14 protein-coding genes are annotated in these 17476 nt (G+C 70.6%); 10 read left to right on the top strand and 4 right to left on the bottom strand.

The features are described 5' to 3' along the window. Positions 1-7: 7 nt before the first annotated feature. Positions 8-3076: a CHAT domain-containing protein gene (locus tag AB0J90_RS30760; protein WP_363601845.1), complete on the bottom strand. Its 3069-nt coding sequence runs from the start codon at positions 3074-3076 to the stop codon at positions 8-10. Positions 3077-3222: 146 nt separating this feature from the next. On the opposite strand from AB0J90_RS30760, the gene AB0J90_RS30755 reads away from it, so the two are divergent. Genes AB0J90_RS30755 through AB0J90_RS30730 form a run of 6 tightly spaced genes read left to right on the top strand, consistent with a single transcriptional unit; the run spans position 3223 to position 9768 of the window. Beyond that, the gene (locus tag AB0J90_RS30755) at positions 3223-4287 is read left to right on the top strand and encodes a lysine-2,3-aminomutase-like protein (RefSeq protein ID WP_363601843.1); all 1065 of its coding nucleotides are present in this window, start codon (positions 3223-3225) and stop codon (positions 4285-4287) included. Beyond that, the gene (locus AB0J90_RS30750; RefSeq protein WP_363601841.1) at positions 4284-5426 is read left to right on the top strand and encodes a hypothetical protein; all 1143 of its coding nucleotides are present in this window, start codon (positions 4284-4286) and stop codon (positions 5424-5426) included. The genes AB0J90_RS30755 and AB0J90_RS30750 overlap by 4 nt, the downstream gene beginning before the upstream one ends. Next, on the top strand, positions 5423-6160 hold the full coding sequence (locus AB0J90_RS30745) for a class I SAM-dependent methyltransferase (protein ID WP_363601839.1): 738 nt from the start codon (positions 5423-5425) through the stop codon (positions 6158-6160). Before AB0J90_RS30750 ends, AB0J90_RS30745 begins: the two co-directional genes overlap by 4 nt. Then, positions 6160-7410 carry a hypothetical protein gene (locus AB0J90_RS30740; RefSeq protein ID WP_363601837.1) on the top strand — a complete coding sequence of 417 codons (1251 nt, stop codon included), beginning with the start codon at positions 6160-6162 and terminating at the stop codon, positions 7408-7410. The genes AB0J90_RS30745 and AB0J90_RS30740 overlap by 1 nt, the downstream gene beginning before the upstream one ends. Then, entirely contained in the window at positions 7410-7973 is a 564-nt protein-coding gene (locus AB0J90_RS30735) for an SET domain-containing protein-lysine N-methyltransferase (protein WP_363601835.1), read from the top strand. The genes AB0J90_RS30740 and AB0J90_RS30735 overlap by 1 nt, the downstream gene beginning before the upstream one ends. After that, positions 7963-9768 carry a hypothetical protein gene (locus AB0J90_RS30730; RefSeq protein WP_363601833.1) on the top strand — a complete coding sequence of 602 codons (1806 nt, stop codon included), beginning with the start codon at positions 7963-7965 and terminating at the stop codon, positions 9766-9768. The genes AB0J90_RS30735 and AB0J90_RS30730 overlap by 11 nt, the downstream gene beginning before the upstream one ends. Here AB0J90_RS30730 and AB0J90_RS30725 read toward each other — a convergent pair. Then, a complete protein-coding gene (locus AB0J90_RS30725) occupies positions 9734-10528 on the bottom strand; it encodes an alpha/beta hydrolase (protein ID WP_363601831.1) in 795 nt (264 codons plus the stop codon). The two genes, AB0J90_RS30730 and AB0J90_RS30725, sit on opposite strands and share 35 nt — an antisense overlap. A 98-nt stretch (positions 10529-10626) precedes the next feature. Here AB0J90_RS30725 and AB0J90_RS30720 point away from each other — a divergent pair, with 98 nt between their 5' ends. Further along, positions 10627-11733 (top strand): nitric oxide synthase oxygenase, encoded by a 1107-nt coding sequence (locus AB0J90_RS30720; RefSeq protein ID WP_363601829.1) that lies wholly within the window; start codon positions 10627-10629, stop codon positions 11731-11733. Positions 11734-11892: 159 nt separating this feature from the next. On the opposite strand, the gene AB0J90_RS30715 is transcribed toward AB0J90_RS30720, so the two are convergent. After that, positions 11893-14772, bottom strand: coding sequence for a helix-turn-helix transcriptional regulator (locus tag AB0J90_RS30715; protein ID WP_363601827.1), 2880 nt, complete (start codon positions 14770-14772; stop codon positions 11893-11895). Between the two features lie 21 nt (positions 14773-14793). Between AB0J90_RS30715 and AB0J90_RS30710 the strand changes: the two genes are divergently transcribed. The 3 genes from AB0J90_RS30710 (at position 14794) to AB0J90_RS30700 (ending at position 17131) form a co-directional block, all read left to right on the top strand. Next, a complete protein-coding gene (locus tag AB0J90_RS30710; protein ID WP_363601825.1) occupies positions 14794-14976 on the top strand; it encodes a hypothetical protein in 183 nt (60 codons plus the stop codon). Between the two features lie 193 nt (positions 14977-15169). Continuing rightward, positions 15170-16150 carry an alpha/beta hydrolase gene (locus AB0J90_RS30705; protein ID WP_363601823.1) on the top strand — a complete coding sequence of 327 codons (981 nt, stop codon included), beginning with the start codon at positions 15170-15172 and terminating at the stop codon, positions 16148-16150. A 9-nt stretch (positions 16151-16159) separates the two neighbouring features. Further along, positions 16160-17131: a helix-turn-helix domain-containing protein gene (locus tag AB0J90_RS30700; protein WP_363601821.1), complete on the top strand. Its 972-nt coding sequence runs from the start codon at positions 16160-16162 to the stop codon at positions 17129-17131. A gap of 134 nt (positions 17132-17265) precedes the next feature. Here AB0J90_RS30700 and AB0J90_RS30695 read toward each other — a convergent pair whose 3' ends face one another. Beyond that, positions 17266-17460, bottom strand: coding sequence for a ferredoxin (locus AB0J90_RS30695; protein WP_363601820.1), 195 nt, complete (start codon positions 17458-17460; stop codon positions 17266-17268). Positions 17461-17476: the final 16 nt, after the last annotated feature.

The following is a 17476-nucleotide window of genomic DNA, read 5'->3' as shown; positions in this document are numbered from 1 at the left end:
ACGAGAGTCATCGGTCCGCGCTCTTTCGGCCGGCGGGAGCGGGGCGGGGCCGATCGCCGGTCGGTTCCTTTTCGGGACCGCTGTGGACGAAAGCCGCCCACTCGTAGGGGTTGTCGCGGTACCGGTCCCGGGCCTGCCGCGCGGCGAGATTCACCGCTCGCGCGGGGGTGTGTGTCGCCAGAGCCGCGTAGGTCGCCGTGGCCATCTCCGCGGTCGGTTTGTCCGGCACCCGCCAGAGCGTGCCGATCACGGTGGGGAACCCGGCGACCTGGAAGGCCGAGGAGAGGTGGATGGTCTCGTCGGGCAGCCGGCCGCTGCCCAGCGCCGTGGTACATGCGGAAAGGTAGGCGAGGTCGCCCCGGGGTACGCGCAACGCGGCGATGTCCCGGATCCGCAGCGGTCCGTCGGCGAGATCGAGCCGGCTGTCGGAAGGGCTGGCCGGATCGGTTCGGGCGTGGCAGGCGAAGTGCGCCCGCCCGGAACCGGCGAGTGCGTGGACGACCTGGGCGCGGGTCGCGGCAGCATCGGTCAGCCGGACGACCGGGGCGGTGAGTGCCGCCGCGACCGCCTCCGCCTCGGTCCGCACACTGGCGAGCCGGTCCGATGGCGAGTCGACGGCGACGACCAGGGCAGGTGCGCCGTCGGAAGGTCGCTGGTGCTGGACGTGGGCGAGCAGCCGCAGCGACGGCGCGTACGAGCTGGCCACCCGGTGCAGGGCGGACCGGTCGTCGCCGTCGCGGCTGCCGTGGTGGCCGGCGGCGTGCAGCGGCAGGACGCTGAGCGGACCGGTCGGCACCCACCACAGGTACGGCAGCGGTGCACGCGCCGCGCCGAGCAGGTCGAGATGATCGAAGACCGGTGCGGTGATCGTGTCCCAGAGCCAGGCCAGGGTGTCGCGGATGGTGTCGTTGGTTCCCCACGTGTTGGCATTTACCGCCGCGACGAACGTGTTCGCGTGCCTGGTGGCGGCCTCGGCCGTGAGGTCCGGTAACGGCACCACCAGGGTCGACGCGGTCGTGGTCAACAGGGCGTCGCACCGTTGACCGGTGACGTTGACCGTGACGATCGGCCCGGCCGACGCCGCCGGGCGCAGCGCCGCTACGTCCGGTGCCAGCAGGAATCGCTTCAACCCGGGACGGGACCGGATCCGGGCGAGGACCTCGTCTCGCCGTACCACCAGCGGCTGTCGGTCGAGAACCGCCCCGGCTGCCGGGGACCGGTCGGTGAGCGAGCCCGTGGCCAAGTCGATCGCGTCGTGGACGTCGCGGAGTTCGTCCGCCAGGTCCGGCGACTCCCGCCGGAGCACCTCGTCGTCGCCGCGTACGTCGAGGATCTGGCCGAGGAGGACCCCGCGTCCCTGCTCGGAGACGGCCAGGGCACGGTCGGGGTCGCCGACGGCGATGGCGCAGGCCGTCGCGTCTCGGCCCAGGCCGCTGAATTCGACGAGCTGGCGTTCCTGATCGTCACGATGCAGTCCGCGCCAGGCCACCAGGTCCAACCGCTCCAGCGCGGTCGTGAAGGCGGTCAGGGCGGCGGCCGGATCGTTCCCGAGCAGGTGCAGACGGCCGAGATGCGCGGCAGCCGTGGTGCCCATTCTGGCCGACGCGGTCGGTGCCTCGGCGGCGACCGTGAACGCGTCGATCGCGGCCAGCCGTGGCTCCTCCGGGTCGCCGTGTCCGAGTCGGGCGAGGTGGGCCAGACCGAGGTTCAGCGACGCGTCCGCAGCAACCGCCGGGTGCGTCGCAACCTGGGACAAGGCCGCGACGGCATCCGTGTAGATGGCCGGGGACCACTCGAGGTCCAGTTCGCTCACCAGTACGGCGCCGAGGTTGGCCAGGTGCATGAACCGGTCGGGATGCGCCGGGTCGACCGTTGCCGCCGCCTGCCTGAGCAGGTCGGCGGCCTCGGCCAGGACCTCTGCGTCCCGTTCGTGGGTCCCCAGCCGATGCAGTACGTTGGCGAGATCCGCCAGCCACTTCACCCGCTCTGGATGATCGCCGGACGCGTCCCGGACGACCTCGTGCAGGAGGTCCCGGGCCTCGTGCAGTGCGGCCGGCTCCGGCTGGTGCTCGAACCTGTTGCGCAGGGACAGGGCCAGGTCGGCCCGGAACCGCAGCCGGTCCGGGTGCGCGGCGGGCAGGAACATGATCGCCTCCCGTCGTCGCGCTATCGACTCCTCCAGTGCCACGGTGTCACCGGTCCAGGCGTAGCTGACACGCAGTGCCTCCGCCAACTGGCTGCGATAGAGCGGCCCGTCCGGATGCTCGGCCGGTACGTCTCCCACTACGGTCCGCAGTGCTCTGATCGCCTCCACCAGCAGCGCGGTGTCACCGGCCGCGACGGCGGCGGCGGAGAGCGCGTAACCGAGCCCGGCGGCACAGCCCGCCGCGTGGGGGTGCTCGTCCGGCACCAGACGCACCGCGTCCCGGAACGCCTCGACCGCCTCCCCGAGCAACTGTTGGTCACCGGTGCAGCGGAATGCCACCATCCGGGCGGTGCCGAGATTGGCGAGCATCGCCGCCGCCGTCGCCGGTGTGCCGCGGACCGTACGCACCGCCGCGGCGTGTGCGGCTATTGCCGCCTCCGCGCTGGCACGGTCACCGGTCCGCTCGCACCATCGGGTCAGCGCCAGACCCAGGTTGGACTGGTAGGAGGCGTGCTTCGGATGGTCCGGACTCGTCGCGGCCACGCTCGCCCGAAGCAGGTCGACCGCCTCGGCGAGGTGGTCGAGATCGTCGGTCTGCTCGAACCAGCGGGTGAGACAGAGGCCGAGGTTCGACCGGCGGCGGGGATTGTCCGGCTCGTCCCGCAACGCGGCCCGATGGGCGGTGACAGCCCGTCGCAAGGCGTCGACGTCCCCGGTGAACTCGAACTGGTAGGTGAACGCGGCTCCGAGGTCGGAGGCGTACAGGCCGCCTCGGCCCGGATCGAGGCGGGCCGCCCGCAGCAGTAGCCCGACCGCCTCGGTGAGTGGGCCCAGCCGCCCGCTGTCCGCCGCGGCGCCGATCAGCTCGATCGCCTGCCGCCGGCAACGGTCGGCGGCGTCGGACGGGTCTTCCTCGGTCACGGGTGTCACTCCAATCACCTGCGGTCACCCTAGTCGTCCGACGTAGACCGCGGTTGTCCGAACAAGTACGGGCTTGGCCGAGCCGCTTCCCCCGCCTTCGGTTGGCCGCTTCCCTGGTTACGGGACGACACGACTGGTGGGAAGGGTGCTGACCGATGGGCGACTCACGAGGGACGATCAGGACGGTGGACGGGCTGGTGGACGCCGGCCTGGTCGCGGACGACGACCGGTCCGAGCTCGGCCGGATCGCCGAGAGGTACGCGATCAGTGTCACGACGGCGATGCGTGGCCGGATCGGGGCCGCGGACGATCCGGTGGGGCGGCAGTTCGTGCCCGACCGCCGGGAACTGCTCGGCACGCCGGAGGAGCTGACCGACCCGATCGGTGACCTGCCCTTCACCCCGGTGCCCGGTATCACCCACCGCTACCCGGACCGGGTCCTGCTCAAGCCGCTGCACATGTGTCCGGTCTACTGCCGGTTCTGCTTCCGTCGGGAGATGGTCGGTCCCGAGCACGGTGTGCTCGGCGACGAGGACCTCCGCCGGGCCATGGACTACATCCGGGAACGGCCGCAGATCTGGGAGGTGATCCTGACCGGCGGTGACCCGCTGATGCTGCCACCAGCCCGGTTGCGACGCATCGTCGACGAACTCGACTCCATCGCGCACGTCGGTGTGGTCCGGGTGCACACCCGGATACCGGTGGTGTCACCGGAGCGGATCACCGACGCGATGGTAGGGGCACTCACCGGCGACACCCCGGTCTGGGTGGTGGTGCACTGCAACCACCGCCAGGAGCTCGGCGACGCCGCCCTGACCGCACTGCGTCGCCTCGCCGACGGCGGACTGCCGCTACTGAGCCAGACGGTGTTGCTCAAGGGTGTCAACGACACCGCCGACGCACTAGAAGACCTGTTCCGCACGCTGGTATGCAACCGGGTCAAGCCCTACTACCTGCATCAGAGCGACCTTGCTCCGGGTACGAGCCACTTCCGGACGAGCATCGCGAGCGGTCAGGAGATCGTCCGGACGCTGCGTGGTGCGGTGTCCGGACTCTGTCAGCCGACCTACGTACTGGACATCCCGGGCGGGCACGGCAAGGTGCCGATCGGCGCCACCTACCTCGAGCCCGACGGCGACGGGTACCTCGTCACGGATCCGAACGGGCGCCATCACCGGTACCCGCCGGGGTCGGCGCCGGCCGGGACGGAGGCCGCGTGAACGCCTCACCCGCTCTCGTCGTGGCCGATCCCGGCGGACGTTGCGCGCCGGTCCGGTGGGCGATCCCCGAGCTGACCGTCGCCACCGTGTGGCGCGCGGCGCGCAGCGCGTTCGCCGCCGAGGCCGACGGCCGGTTGCCGCAGCACGTCAAACTCGTCGTCGACGGCGACTTCGTGACCGACGCGAGTTGGTGGCCGCACCGCGCTGGTCCGGCGGCCGACGGTCCACAGCGGTGGCTCACGACGCTGGCCACACTGACCGGCGGCGGCCCGTTCTTCCTCTGGGCACGGGCCGTCCAGCAGCATCATCGGGGGCTGTTCGAGGCGCTGGTGCACACGTTGGCGCCCTACCTGGCCCGGCACGGGGTGCCTCGCGGTCCGGTCGAGGCGGAGGCGTTCTTCGGCGACTACCGCTGCACGCCGGGCGGCATCCACCGCGAGTCGTGCGCCAACCTGCACCTCGTCGTCGAAGGTGCCAAGAGCATGCACTTCTTCCTCGCCGATACCTGGCCACCGGCGGACGCGCCGATGCGCGCCGACGCCGCGCCGGACACCGGCACCCGGGAGGAGTACCTGCCGACGCTGGACCCGGCCGGGCTGCTCGACCAGGCCCGCACGCTGACCGCCGGGGCGGGTGAGGGCTTCCGCTGGTCGGTCGGCACCTGGCACGTCGCGCAAACCCACGGCCTGGCGATGGCCCTGAACATCGCGATGTACGAGCATGGCCTCGACCCGATCGCCGGCCTGCACCCGTGGAACGGCGATCTCGCGGGCGCGGTGCCGCAGGAGTGGCTGGCCCGGTATCGAGCCCATACCGGCTTCACGGGCGACACCGGTCGGCTCCTCGCCCAGCTCTCCGGGTTGGCCATGCGCCCGGCGCCCCCGGACCGTTCGACGCGGGTGGTCCGGACGGTGGTGCGGCGCGGCGCGGCACCCCTGCTGTGGACCGCGGAGCCGAACACCGACGCGCTGCTCGTCGCCGGAATGGGTGCGGTCATCCGCACAGCTGACACGGCCGAAGTCCGGGCCTGGCTGAGCACCGTCCTCGGGGCCGCACCGACAGCGGTGCCGCACTCCTGCCAGGCCACTGCCGCCTGGCTGTACCGACAGGGAATCCTCGACCAGGTGGAGGCGTCATGAACGGCACCGAACCCGAGACCTGGCAGGCTAGCGACACCGATGTGTTCGTGCGGTACGGCGACGCGTTCGTGCCCCAGCGACGCGCACAGATCGAGAGCATCTGCGACCTGGTAACCCCGCTTCCGACGCCGGAGATTCTCGACCTCGGCTGTGGTGACGGCAAACTGACCGCCGAACTGCTCCAGCGGTTCCCGACGGCGCGGGTCACCGCCCTGGACGGGTCCGCACGGATGCTGGAGCTGGCTGGTCGCAGGCTTGCCCCGTTCGGCACCAGGGTCCGCCTGCAGCGAGCGGCGTTGGAAGACCGCGGTTGGCGCAGTGGCACTTATGGCGCGGTGGTGACCTCGCTTGCCGTGCACCATCTCGCCGATCCCGACAAACGGCAGCTCTACCAGGATCTGAATGCGATGCTCGTACCCGGGGCGGTCTTCGTGATGGCGGACCTCGTCCGCCCGGCCACCCGAGCCACGACGGCGCTCGCGGCCCGCCGCTGGGATGCCGAGGTCGCTCGTCAGTCGGTGGCCATCCATGGCGGCCCTGCCGCCGCCGACGCGTTTCGTGAAACACGGTGGAACACGTTCACCCACCCCGATCCCGTGGACCGGCCGGCGACCCTGGTGGAGCACCTGGACTGGCTGCGTGCAGCCGGATTCGTCGACGTCGACGCGTGCTGGATGCTCGCCGGACACGTGCTCCTGACCGCCAGCCGGGCTGCCGCGACGGAGGCGGTGTGATGGCCGCCGACAGCGCCCGGACCGTCATCGCGAACCTCGTGAACGACGTCATGATCGACACTGCGCCGCATGGTTACGCGCGGGTGATGGCCGCGGTCACGCCCCGTAAGCTGTGGCAGGCGAACCCCGGCGACTGCGTGGTCCTCCTCGCCCCATGCGACCACGGCTTCCGTGACTACGTCGAGCGGACACTCGGGCTCGACCTGACCCAGGTCGACATCGTCGCCCCTGAGCAGATCCGGGGCGTCCACGCTCTCGACGTCGTCGCAGACCTCGACGCGGCCGACCGGGTCGCGGCGCGTCCGACGCTCGCGCCGTTCGTCGTCGATGCCGCCGTCACGGCCTTCGCCGCGGACCGGGACCTGCGGGTGCACCCGTACCAATTCGGACCCTCCGCGGCGACCCTCGCCGCCATCCGCGACATCAACACCAAGTCGGGATTCCGGCGGATCGCCTCCGGCCTCGGTCTCCCGATCGCCGACGGCGGGCACGCCCGCACCCCGGCGGCGCTGACCAGGCTGCTGGAACGGTTCCTGGCCGATCATCGGGCGGCGATCGTGAAGGTCGACCGCTCCTCGAACGGCAGCGGCACCGTCGTCATCCACGCCGACGACCCGGTCCCGCTCGACCGGCGTGTCCACGAACTGGCGGGGGAGCCACCGTACCGGGCCTGCGGTTGGGTCTACGAGGAGTTCCTGCCGTTCGACGCCGCTCCCAGCATGGAGATGCTGGTCGAGGAGAGTGGGGTGAGCGAGTTCTACACCTGCGACCAACGCACGGTCGACAACGCGTGGACCGGGATGACCACCCCCGCCGCCCCCCGCCCGCCGTACGACGACCTGTTGCTGGCCGCGCGGCGGATTGGTGACTGGTTGCACGATCGCGGCTACCGGGGGATTTTCGACCTCGACGGTGGCGCCCTGGCAGGCGCCCATGTGGTCACCGAGGCCAACGTACGTCGTACCGGTGGCACCTACCTGCATGAGCTGGCCCAGCGACTGCATGGCTCGGCGAGTCCGGTGAACTGGCGGGCCGATGTACGGCGCGGCGCGACCCGGATGGACTTCCACTCCGCCGCCGCGGCCGTGGCCCGCGCCGGTCTCGCCGACCCGGCCGCCCCGGCCCGGGTCGTCCTGCCCGTCGACACCCTCGACGTGGACGGCAAGTGGCGGTACCTCGTCACCGGCACCGACGCCTCGTCGGTCGCCGCTGCTGAACGCGAGCTCATCCGGATCCTGGAGCTGTGCTGATGTTGCACTCCGCACTCCACCCGGGCTACAGCCGCATCCACGGGGTTGGTGTCATCGCCCTGCGTGACATTCCGATGGGCACCGCGCTTTGGTGGCCCTGCCCGAAATGCAGCGTATTTTCCGAACGTGTCCAGCGCAGGACACCCGAAGGCGTCCTGCGCTGGCTCGGCGAGTTCGGCTACCGGCGGGCCGACGGCGGCCTCATCACACCCTGCCGTGGCGCACACCTGCTCAACCACTCGTGTGCGGCGACAGTGCTCGACGCCGGCCTGTCCGTCGGGATCGCCGTGGTCGACATCCGCAAGGGAGACGAGGTCACCTGCGACTACCGCACGTTCCGATACGACGACGCCTGGCACTTCACCTGCTCATGTAACGCGCCCGAGTGCATCGGAACTATCGCATCCGCACCCGGCGGGCCACCGGCAGCAGTCAGCGCCGCCTGGCGACACCGGGTCAACACCGCGCTCACCGCCGCCGCGACCGTCGCCCAGGAGACCACGGTGCGCGCCGGCGACGTCAACGGCGTACGAGCCGCAAGAGGAGGGGACCGTGCACGGTGACGAACCACATTCCCCCGAGCCGACCGCCCGGGACCTCTTCGCACAGATCCGCGCCGACGCCCGCGCCGACCAGCCCGCGTACGTGGCACTCGCTCTCCTGCTGACCGTCGGGGGCCGGGTGCCCTACCAACATGCCGTCGCCGGGCTGACGGTCGAGGAGCGAGCGTTGCTGCATCTCGTCATGGGGGTGCCGGACCTACGCCTGGAAACCGTCGCCGCCGAAGAACCCGCCAGTGATCGCGCCCTCGCCCGGGACGACGTGCTGGTCGCGTACTCGCCACAGGGCAAACTGTCGCTGTTCGGCCCGGCGGAGCGGCATCTTGCCCGGCCCGATGACCTACTCGGACGGATACGGGTGGGCGAGTCCATCCTCGAGCAGGTCGAGGAGGAAGCCGCCGACTGGCACATCACCGAACGGCACGAGCAAGCGCGGCTCGACCGGATGCTGCGGTCCTGGGAAGAGGCCGGCGACCTCGGCGACCGGGTACGTCAGGTCGCCGACTGGATCGACCGGGTGGAAACCGTGCTCGTCTACTGCGGGCGCACTGTCTTCTCCCGGTCCGATGCCGGCACCAGCAACCTGCTCCGCGAAGGGCTGCTCTGCCGCCTCGCCGAGCTACCACTGCACAAGTGGCGCACCGAGGAACGCCTGTTCACCGCCGCCGCGCACCTGCTCTTCGCCGCCGGACGCGCGATCCGGTTCGAGGAGTTCAACGGCAGACAGTTGACCGCCACCAGCCTGTTCGCCTGGCTGGTGTCGACCCGAAATCGCTACGCGCACGCCACCGGCGCCGACCGGCCCGTCGGCACGGCCGAACAGGACATCGAGGCACTGGCCCGCGAGGTTGCCGAACTCGGCATGCTGGTCGACAACTCTGGCACTGTCAGGTTCCGCCGCATCTGCGGACTGACCTTCGCCAAGCAGGAGGTGCTCGTACCCCTCCCGTACGCGGAACGCCGGCACGGCACCCTCCCTCAGCCGGTGCGGGCCTTCGCCGAAGCTTCGCTCGGCCTGGACGTCGACCGGCGACTGGACGGTGAGGATGCGGTCACCCGGATCGTGGCAGAGATCATCGCCCGGCCACCGGGCCAGGCGGGGCCGTTGCTGGAGCGAATGCTCGGCACGATGGTGCTGTCTGCGGTCGTGGACCTCGACGCCGACTACGGCATGTCGAGCGCGGTTCGTGACCCGCAGCGGCTGGCCAGCGTCGGTCCGAACCGGGTCGCGTCCGCCCTGACGCTGCGCAAGCCGGACTTCTTCTGTTGCGTGCTGCCGCATCCGACCCGACTCGACCTCGCACCGTCGCAGGTGGGGCACATGCTCTGGCTGGTCGCGCAACGAATGCAATACAACCGGTGGCACTTTGTCCCCGGTAACTTCGACCGCGCCGAGATCCCGACCCAGCGGCACTACTTCTTCCCACCGACCATGCCCGACCTCGCCGAGTCGGCCCAGTTCTGGCACGGCGGGCACGTAGCCGCACGGGTGCGCTACTCGATCCGCGCGCCCGGCGCCCAACTGTGGCGGGCACCGTTCACCGCGTTCGGCAACGCCTACCGGGGCTGCTACGACCTGAGGGTCGTGCGGACGCATGGCGACCCGTTCGTCCGCCGTGACCTGTGGCTGGCGACCCGGTACAGCGGGTTGATCGACGCTTTCTGGCGTGCCGTTGTCACCTCCGACACCGGTCCCCGGGGCGACCTGCCCACGATCGAGGCGTTCGACCGCCACTGGTACGCGTCCGGAGCCTGGAAGCAGTTCACCCCCGCGTCGTCGACGGGCTCACTCCCATGAGATGGCGCCGGAGCAGTTCGGTGCAGGTCCGCGGTGCCTCCAGGTTGACCAGGTGCCCGACACCCGGCATCACGACGGGCCGTACCCGCCGTATCCGCGCCTGCAGGACCCGGGCGATTTCGTGGAAGTCCGGGAGGTCGAGCTCCCCGACGATGACCGAGGTACGGGCCCGGACCTCGTGCAGACGCTCGACCGCGCCGGTGTCCGACGGCACCCGGATGTCGGCGTGGGACCAATGCCAGCCGGAGTAATCCCTCACCATCGCCCGGACAGCCGCCCACCCGGCGCGATGTGTCCGGACGGTGTCGAACAGTTCGTGGGCCAGCCAGGCCGCACGCGCCCCCGCCAGCCCGAGCTTCTCGACATCGACATCCCAGTCGATCCGGTGCCGGTGCCCGCCGACATCGCTGCCGATCAGGGCGAGCGAGCGCACCGACCCCGGCCACCGCAGCGCGTAGTTCAGCGCGATCCGGCCGCCCATCGACACCCCCACAAGGTGCGCGGAGTCGATCCCGAGGTGCGCGAGCAGGCGGCGAAGGTCGTCGTGATGGCTGTAGGCCCCGGTGGGGCAGGACGACCGACCGAATCCCCGGCAGTCGTAGGTGACCACCCGGAAATCCGGGCGGAGACCACGGACCTGCTCACGCCACATCCGGTGATCGAGGGAGAACCCATGGATGAGCACCGCCGGATCACCCGTCCCCACCACCTCGTAGTAGAGCGATCCGGCATTGTGCTCCAGATAGCCGGTGCGCCTCATCCGACCCGCGCCAACCGCATTCGTCCGTACGCCACCGTCGTTCTCGCGCCCGTACCGGTCGCGGTGTCGACGCCGCCGAACGGCAAGGAGGCGACGGCATGAGCGGCCGCACCGTCGACACGGCCGTCCCGGGCCGGGTCGGTGACTTGCCCACCGAGGCTGTCAACTTCCTTCGGCAATGCGCTGACGAGCTGCACTGGTCCGATAGCGAACATACGGAACGCCGCGCCCAGGTACTCGCCGAGATCGACCGATCCGGCACCTACGTCCACCGGTCCGACGAACTCGCCTTCGGCGCCCGCCTCGCCTGGCGCCACCACACCCGGTGCATCGGCCAGCTCTACTGGCGCACCCTCCAGGTACGGGACCGCCGCCACGTACACACTGTCGACGGCGTGGTCGACCAGCTGAACCAGCATCTGGCTGAGGCGTTCGACGGGGGACGAATCCGACCGGTGATCACCGTGTTCGCCCCGCAGGGTGCCCCATGTCCGACCCCGACACTGCTCAGCCCCCAACTCGTCCGCTACGCCGGTTACCGGATGCCCGACGGTACCCGGCGCGGCGATCCCGCCAACCAGGCCCTGACCACACAGATGATCGCGCTCGGCTGGGCCCCCCGATGGGGCGACTTCGATCGACTGCCCGTGCTGCTGCGCTCGGCGGACGGCGACCTCGTCTGGCGCGAGGTGGATGAGCGGAACTGCCCCGACGTGCCGATCGCACACCCCACACACGGTCGGCTCGTCGACACCGACCTGCGCTGGTATGCCTTCCCCACCGTCGCCGACATGCGGCTGGAGATCGGCGGCATCAGCTATCCCACGGCACCGTTCAGCGGGTGGTACGTCGCGACGGAGATCGGCGCTCGCAATTTCGGCGACACCGACCGCTACGACCTTCTGCCCAAGGTGGCCGCCCGGCTCGGGATCGACACCAGCAACGACCGAACCCTGTGGAAGGACCGGGCGCAGATCGAACTCACAGCCGCGGTCCTCGCCTCGTACGAGTCGGCCGGCATTCGTGTCCTGGACCACCACACCATGACCGACCAGTTCCACCGGTACGTCGAGGCGCGCCGCCGAGCCGGTGCGAGTGTGCACGCCGAATGGGCGTGGATCGTACCGCCGATCGGCGCCTCGGCCACCCCGGTCTACCGCCAGACGTACGACCCGACGGTCGTACGCCCCAACTTCTTCCGTTAGCCGGCGCCTTGGACGACCTCGCTGGTGACCATTGCCGACGGTCGCCGGCGATGGCTGCCGAACGCTCCTTCGTTTGCATCGCGTCCGCGCACCCGAACCAGGCAAAGGAACATGTTCCATCCACCTCGTCTGCGGGAGCCCAGCTGACTGCTCCACCGGTTACTCGTACGCCCGGCGCCGCACCGCTTCGACGGTTTCCCGCGATAGCACCGTGTTCGGATGTCGGTCCCCGAGCACCTGGAGCCGACCGACGAGGACAGCGTGCAAGTGGTGTTCGGCCTCGGCGAATTCACCGAGGTCCAGCAGGATCAGGCCGAGCCGGTGCCGACTTGCCAGCGTCGCCGGATGCGCCGCGCCCAGCAGTCGATCGCGAGTCTCGACAAGTGGGCGGCAGTGGGCTTCGGCCTCCCGGAGTTTGCCAAGATCGTGCAGCACCCGGACCAGTGACTGGCGCACCGCGAGAGTCCGCGGGTGCTCCTTACCCCGAACCTCCGAGTTCGCCGCGATCAACCAGTTCAACTCTGCCAGCGCGGTGTCCAGGCTGTCGGTCTCGCACAACACCTCGGCCAGATAGTGCCGGGTGACCAAGGTCGCTGGGTGCCGTGGTCCCAGCACCACCGTACGCCGCGCCAGCACCTGCTTGTAGGCATCACGCGCCTCGGCCAACCGGCCCCGCACCCGCAGCATGTCGGCTACACCGTTGCTGCTGGTCAAGGTGTCCGGGTCGTCGTCACCGAGGACGGACAACCTCGCCTTCAACGTGGCGGTGAACAGCCCGTCCGCCTCGTCGAGACGGCCCTGGTCGCGCCATGCGCGGGCGAGATAGTGCTGGGTGGTGAGGGTGTCCGGATGCTCCGGGCCGAGGGTGGCGACTCGTGCCGCGAGCACGGCGCCGAACATCCGTTCCGCCACGGCGAGATCTCCCTGGTCGTGGCGTACGCGGGCAAGATCGTGCCGGAGCCACAGGACCAGCGGGTGCGACAGGGGAAACATCCGCTGCGCCGAGGCTAGGGCGTTTTCGTACGCCGCCTGAGCCTGGCCCAGATGCCCGGCCGCCCGCAGGTAACTCGCCGCCCGCCCGGCCAACTCGACGACGGCCGGCGGCACCGCCGTCGGTGCCACCTTGTGCTCGTTCACCAGGTCGAGAGGCGCACCGCAGTGTGCGACCAGCAATTGCCACCGCTCCCAGGCATCCGGTGCCTTCGGGTCGGTGTCCTCGACCACCGGCGCCAAGAGGGCCGTCGTCAGGTCCAGATACCCGCCAATCCCTTGACGGACCTCGGGATGCCGGCGTGCCACGTCCCGAACCAGGGGGTGCAACGTCAGCAGCCTCACACCGTCGTGGAGGGCCAATCCCACCAAACCGAGCCCCTCGAGCCCCTGTAGCGCCTCCCACACTGCCCGTCCGGTCGCCTCCCTTGAGCCACCGAACAATGACGACGCGCTGAGCAGATCGGCCCGCAGCAGCATCTCGTACGGAATCGGCGCGGGCCCGAGGCACGCCAAGATCTGCAAGAGTGGCCGAGCCAGGGACAGGCCACGGTCGTCGAGCTGGTCAAGGGACAGCTCCCAGGTCCATTCCAGAGTCCGGTGCGCCGACCGGTCTCGGTGCGTCGTACGGGTGCCGACACCGAACAGTTCGTCGTGCTGACCGCGCTGAACCGCGTCTGCGTAACTCACGAAGTCACGAGGCCTACCTGGGGCAGACAGACCCGCGGGCATGTCGAGCGCCTCCGCGAGATATCGGCCTGCCAGCGACAACGCCAGTGGCAGGCCGCCTAGCCGGGCCGCTAGCGTGGATGCCTCGGTCAACGAGCCGCATCGGTCGCCGGTCAACTCCAGCAACACCTGTCCGCCCTGCTCCGGCCCGAGTTCACGGACCCGATGCAACTGCAACCAACCCGGTCGTGGTTCGCCCCACGTCGCCTGGCTGCCGTCCCGAGTGGTCACTACCACCATGCCGGTAACCGCGTCCATTGGCCTCAGCCACCCGGTGCCGTCGGTGACGTGGTGAGTTGGCAGGGCCAGCGTGCCCGGCGGATCGTCGGCATTGTCAAAGACAAGGAGCCAGGGTTCGTCGAGGTCGAACAGTAACTGCCACAGGGTGTCCGCCAAGCTCCCTAGCCGGAGGCGGTCCGGCGACGCGCCCAGCTCCAACGCCAGGGCATGCATGCTTGCCGTGACGTTCGACGCATTGTCGGCCGAGATCCACCAACTTCGTACCCCCGCGGCCACCGCACGTCGTGCCAGGGCCAACGCAACCGTGCTTTTGCCGCAACCACCGAGCCCATGAAGTACGTGCAGTCGAGGACGACCGTGTAGGTGGGTCGACTCGGCCAGCTGACTTTCGAGCAGATTCAGCAACCGATCCCGGCCACGTACGCTCGGCTCCCGGTCCAGCAGACCCAGCGGCGGACGGACCGACACCGCCACCGGCGGCACCCGGTCGACGGGGTACGGCGACAACGCCACGTTGCCTGAGGCGCTTGCGATTCCACCGTGAGGCTGTTCGTCTGAGCCGTTGCGGACCCGCCAGTAGGCCTGGTGCCAGGCATCGAGCGCTTCCGGCCCGTCAACGCCACACTGGCGAAGAATCCGTTCCAGGAGGTCAGGTGGCTGGAGCGAGGGCAGGTGCTGGCCGGCAAAATAGCCTCCCAGCGTGCTGGGCGGGACGTCCACCGCTCGCGCCAACATCCGTACGCTCTGCCGTGCTTGTTGCCGGATTCTGGTGAGCGCTCGACCGAAGTCGCGACGAGTGACGATATGCAGCGGGTCGGCGGATCCGGCGCCGAGAGGTTCCGGTTCCCGACCCGCGGCTGCTGCCGGCTGCCGCCGTCCGCCCCGACCCGGAGCCACGGGTGTCTCCTCGGTCACTGGGCAACTCCTCATCGCGCCTGGGTCCACCATAACGGCCGGGTTGGTCGCCGGCACGGCGCCGGCCGGCCCGAGGATGTCCGGCCAGGTAGGGATCTGGTCCAGCAGCCGCGCCTTGCCCTCGACGGTCGACACGTCGGCGCCGGGGACCGTGCCGACGAACACGCCCAACGCCTCATCACCGCCGTGGCCGGTCTCGCCACGGACCGGCTACGCGTCGCTGGCGGCCTACGCGCCGGCAGCACAGCCGAGGACATCGCCACCTTCGTCCGGATGACCCTCACCGCAGACCGCGACGAAGCCCGCGCGATGGCGATCCAGGTCATGCCCGACGGCCTGGTTCAGACAGAGACCACCGCCAAGGATTGATCACTGACAGCGCGCCTAACCGTTGTCGACGGCCCCTGATAGCGACAGCGCGCTGGGCTGCCGGAGTCACGGTCGGTCACCCGCCACCTGGCGGGTAATTCCCGCCACGTGGCGCTCGATCAGGCAGATGGGCGCGGCCATGCTGGTGGAAGCGGTCACGCCCGTGATCGCTGTTCATCCTCGGAGGCGACGCATGACCACCACCAGGGCCCTTCCGCCACCGTTCGACCCGGAACTCGGCGCCGCACTCGCGGCCATGGCCGACTCGCTCCCGCCAGCGGTGACGCCGGACATGATCCCGGCCCTGCGCCAGCGTGGTGCTGGGCCGCGGACCACCGACGACGAACTGCGGCGCGACGGCCGGTTCTCGATCGAGGAGCGGGCTGTCCCCGGCCTGGACGGTGATCCGGACATCTCGCTGCTGATCTGTCGGCCCACGGCTCCCACCGGCACCCTGGGATGCCTGTACCACGTCCACGGCGGCGGCATGTTCCTCGGCGACAACCGCACCGGCGTGCCGCAAATGCTGCTCGACTGGGCGGAGGAGTTCAACCTCGTCGTGGTTTCGGTCGAATACCGGCTCGCCCCGGAGACCCAGCACCCCGGACCGGTCCACGACTGTTACGCCGGGCTGCTCTGGACCGCCGAACACGCTGGCGAACTCGGCTTCGACCCGGACCGGCTGATGATCGCCGGCGCCAGCGCGGGTGGCGGACTGGCCGCGGCGGTCGCCCTGATGGTCCGCGACCTGGGCGGCCCGGCGCTGCTCGGACAGATGCTGATCTACCCGATGCTGGACGACCGCAACAACACCCCGTCTGCGCTGCAGATGGCCGGTCTGGGGATCTGGGACTACACCGCGAACCAGACCGGCTGGGGAGCGCTGCTCGGCGACGCGGCGGGCGGGCCGGACGTCTCGCCGTACGCCGCACCGGCCCGTGCCGAGGACCTCTCCGGGCTGCCGCCCGCCTTCGTCGAGGTGGGCAGCGCCGAGACCTTCCGGGACGAGGACGTGGCGTACGCGAGTCGGATCTGGCAGGCCGGCGGGCAGGCTGAGCTGCACGTCTGGCCGGGCGCTTTCCATGGTTTCGACATGACGATGCCGACCGCGCAGATCTCCCGGGACGCCCGGCGAGCCCGCGTTGCCTGGCTCAACCGGCTGTTCAACGCATAGCCTCAGCCGATGAACGAACTGGCCGCCCGGCTCGCCGCGCTGGACGCGGACGCGGGTGCCGCGCTGCAGGTCATCGCATACTTCGACAGCCTCGTAGAAGGACGCGCCGGCCTGCAGAGCATCGTCCGTGGGGCGGCCGTGCTGGCCGGCTGCCCGGCCCGGCTGGACGACGACGCCCGCCGGGTGCACATCCGGATGCTGCCGGACGGGATCGCCGCCCCGCTGCCAGGCCCGGCAGACGGGAGCTGGCCCGGCCAGCCGGTCGGCACCGCGATGCTGCGGCTGGAACGCGCCGGGGAGCCCGGTCCGGTGGACGCGATGGTGCTGGAACGGGCGACCGGCGCCGCCGGTGCCGTGCTGGACCGCACCCGCGGCCGGGCCCCGGCCAGGGACCCGGCCGCGGTCGAGCTGGTCGTGGACGCATCCGCACCCGCCGACGTACGCCTGCAGGCAGCCCGCCGGCTGGGCCTGCCTGTGCACGGTACGGCGTACGCGGTGGCCCTGGCCTCGGGCGAGTGCCGGCTGGCGGCGGCCGGCACACCGGCACCCACCACCCGGGCCGGGATCGGTCCGGCGGTGCCGCTGCTCGACCTGCCCGAGTCCCACCGGGCGGCCCGGACAGCGTTGCGCTTCGCGGCCGAAGGCACCGACGAGGACCCCGGGGAGACGTCGGTGCACTTCGAGGAGCTGGGCGCGCTGGCTGTGCTCGCCGCCGTACCCCACCCGGCCGGGGTGCCGGACGTGCGAGCGCTGGAACACGCGGCGGGCGGAGCATCCTGGGTCCTGACCACGCTGCACGCGGTGGCGTCGACCAGCAGCTTGCGCGCGGCGGCGACGGTGTTGTGCCTGCATCATTCGACGCTGCAGGACCGTATCGGCCACGCGGAGCACCTGCTCGGCTGGAGTGTGCGGGAGCCGCAGGGCCGGTTGCGTCTGCAGTTGGCGCTGACCCTTCGTCGCCTGCACCGCCACCCGTCCTGACGGAAACACTCCCTGCTGCCGGCGGCCGCCTGCGCGACCGCAAACCGCCCCGGCCGGTTGGCCGGGGCGGAAAGCCTCCCTGGCGGGGCGCCGGCCGCCGCCGCTGTTCGGGCGGCGACCAGACGCGCGTGGTGCTACTCCGCGAGGGTGATGGCCAGTGCTGGGCAGACGGCGGCCGCGTGGCGGACGTCGTCGGCGAATTCCTCCGCCGGGTCAGGGTCGAGCAGTACGACGACGCCGTCCTCGTCGCGCTGGTCGAACACCGCCGTCGCGGCCGTCACACACTGTCCGGACGCGACGCACTTGTCCTGGTCGATGGTTACCTTCATCGGATCCTCCAGAGGT

This window comes from Micromonospora sp. NPDC049523, from assembly GCF_040676775.1.
Lineage (GTDB): Bacteria > Actinomycetota > Actinomycetes > Mycobacteriales > Micromonosporaceae > Micromonospora_G.
Note: the sequence above shows the minus strand (reverse complement) of the source record. Positions and strands in the feature narration are given on the sequence as shown.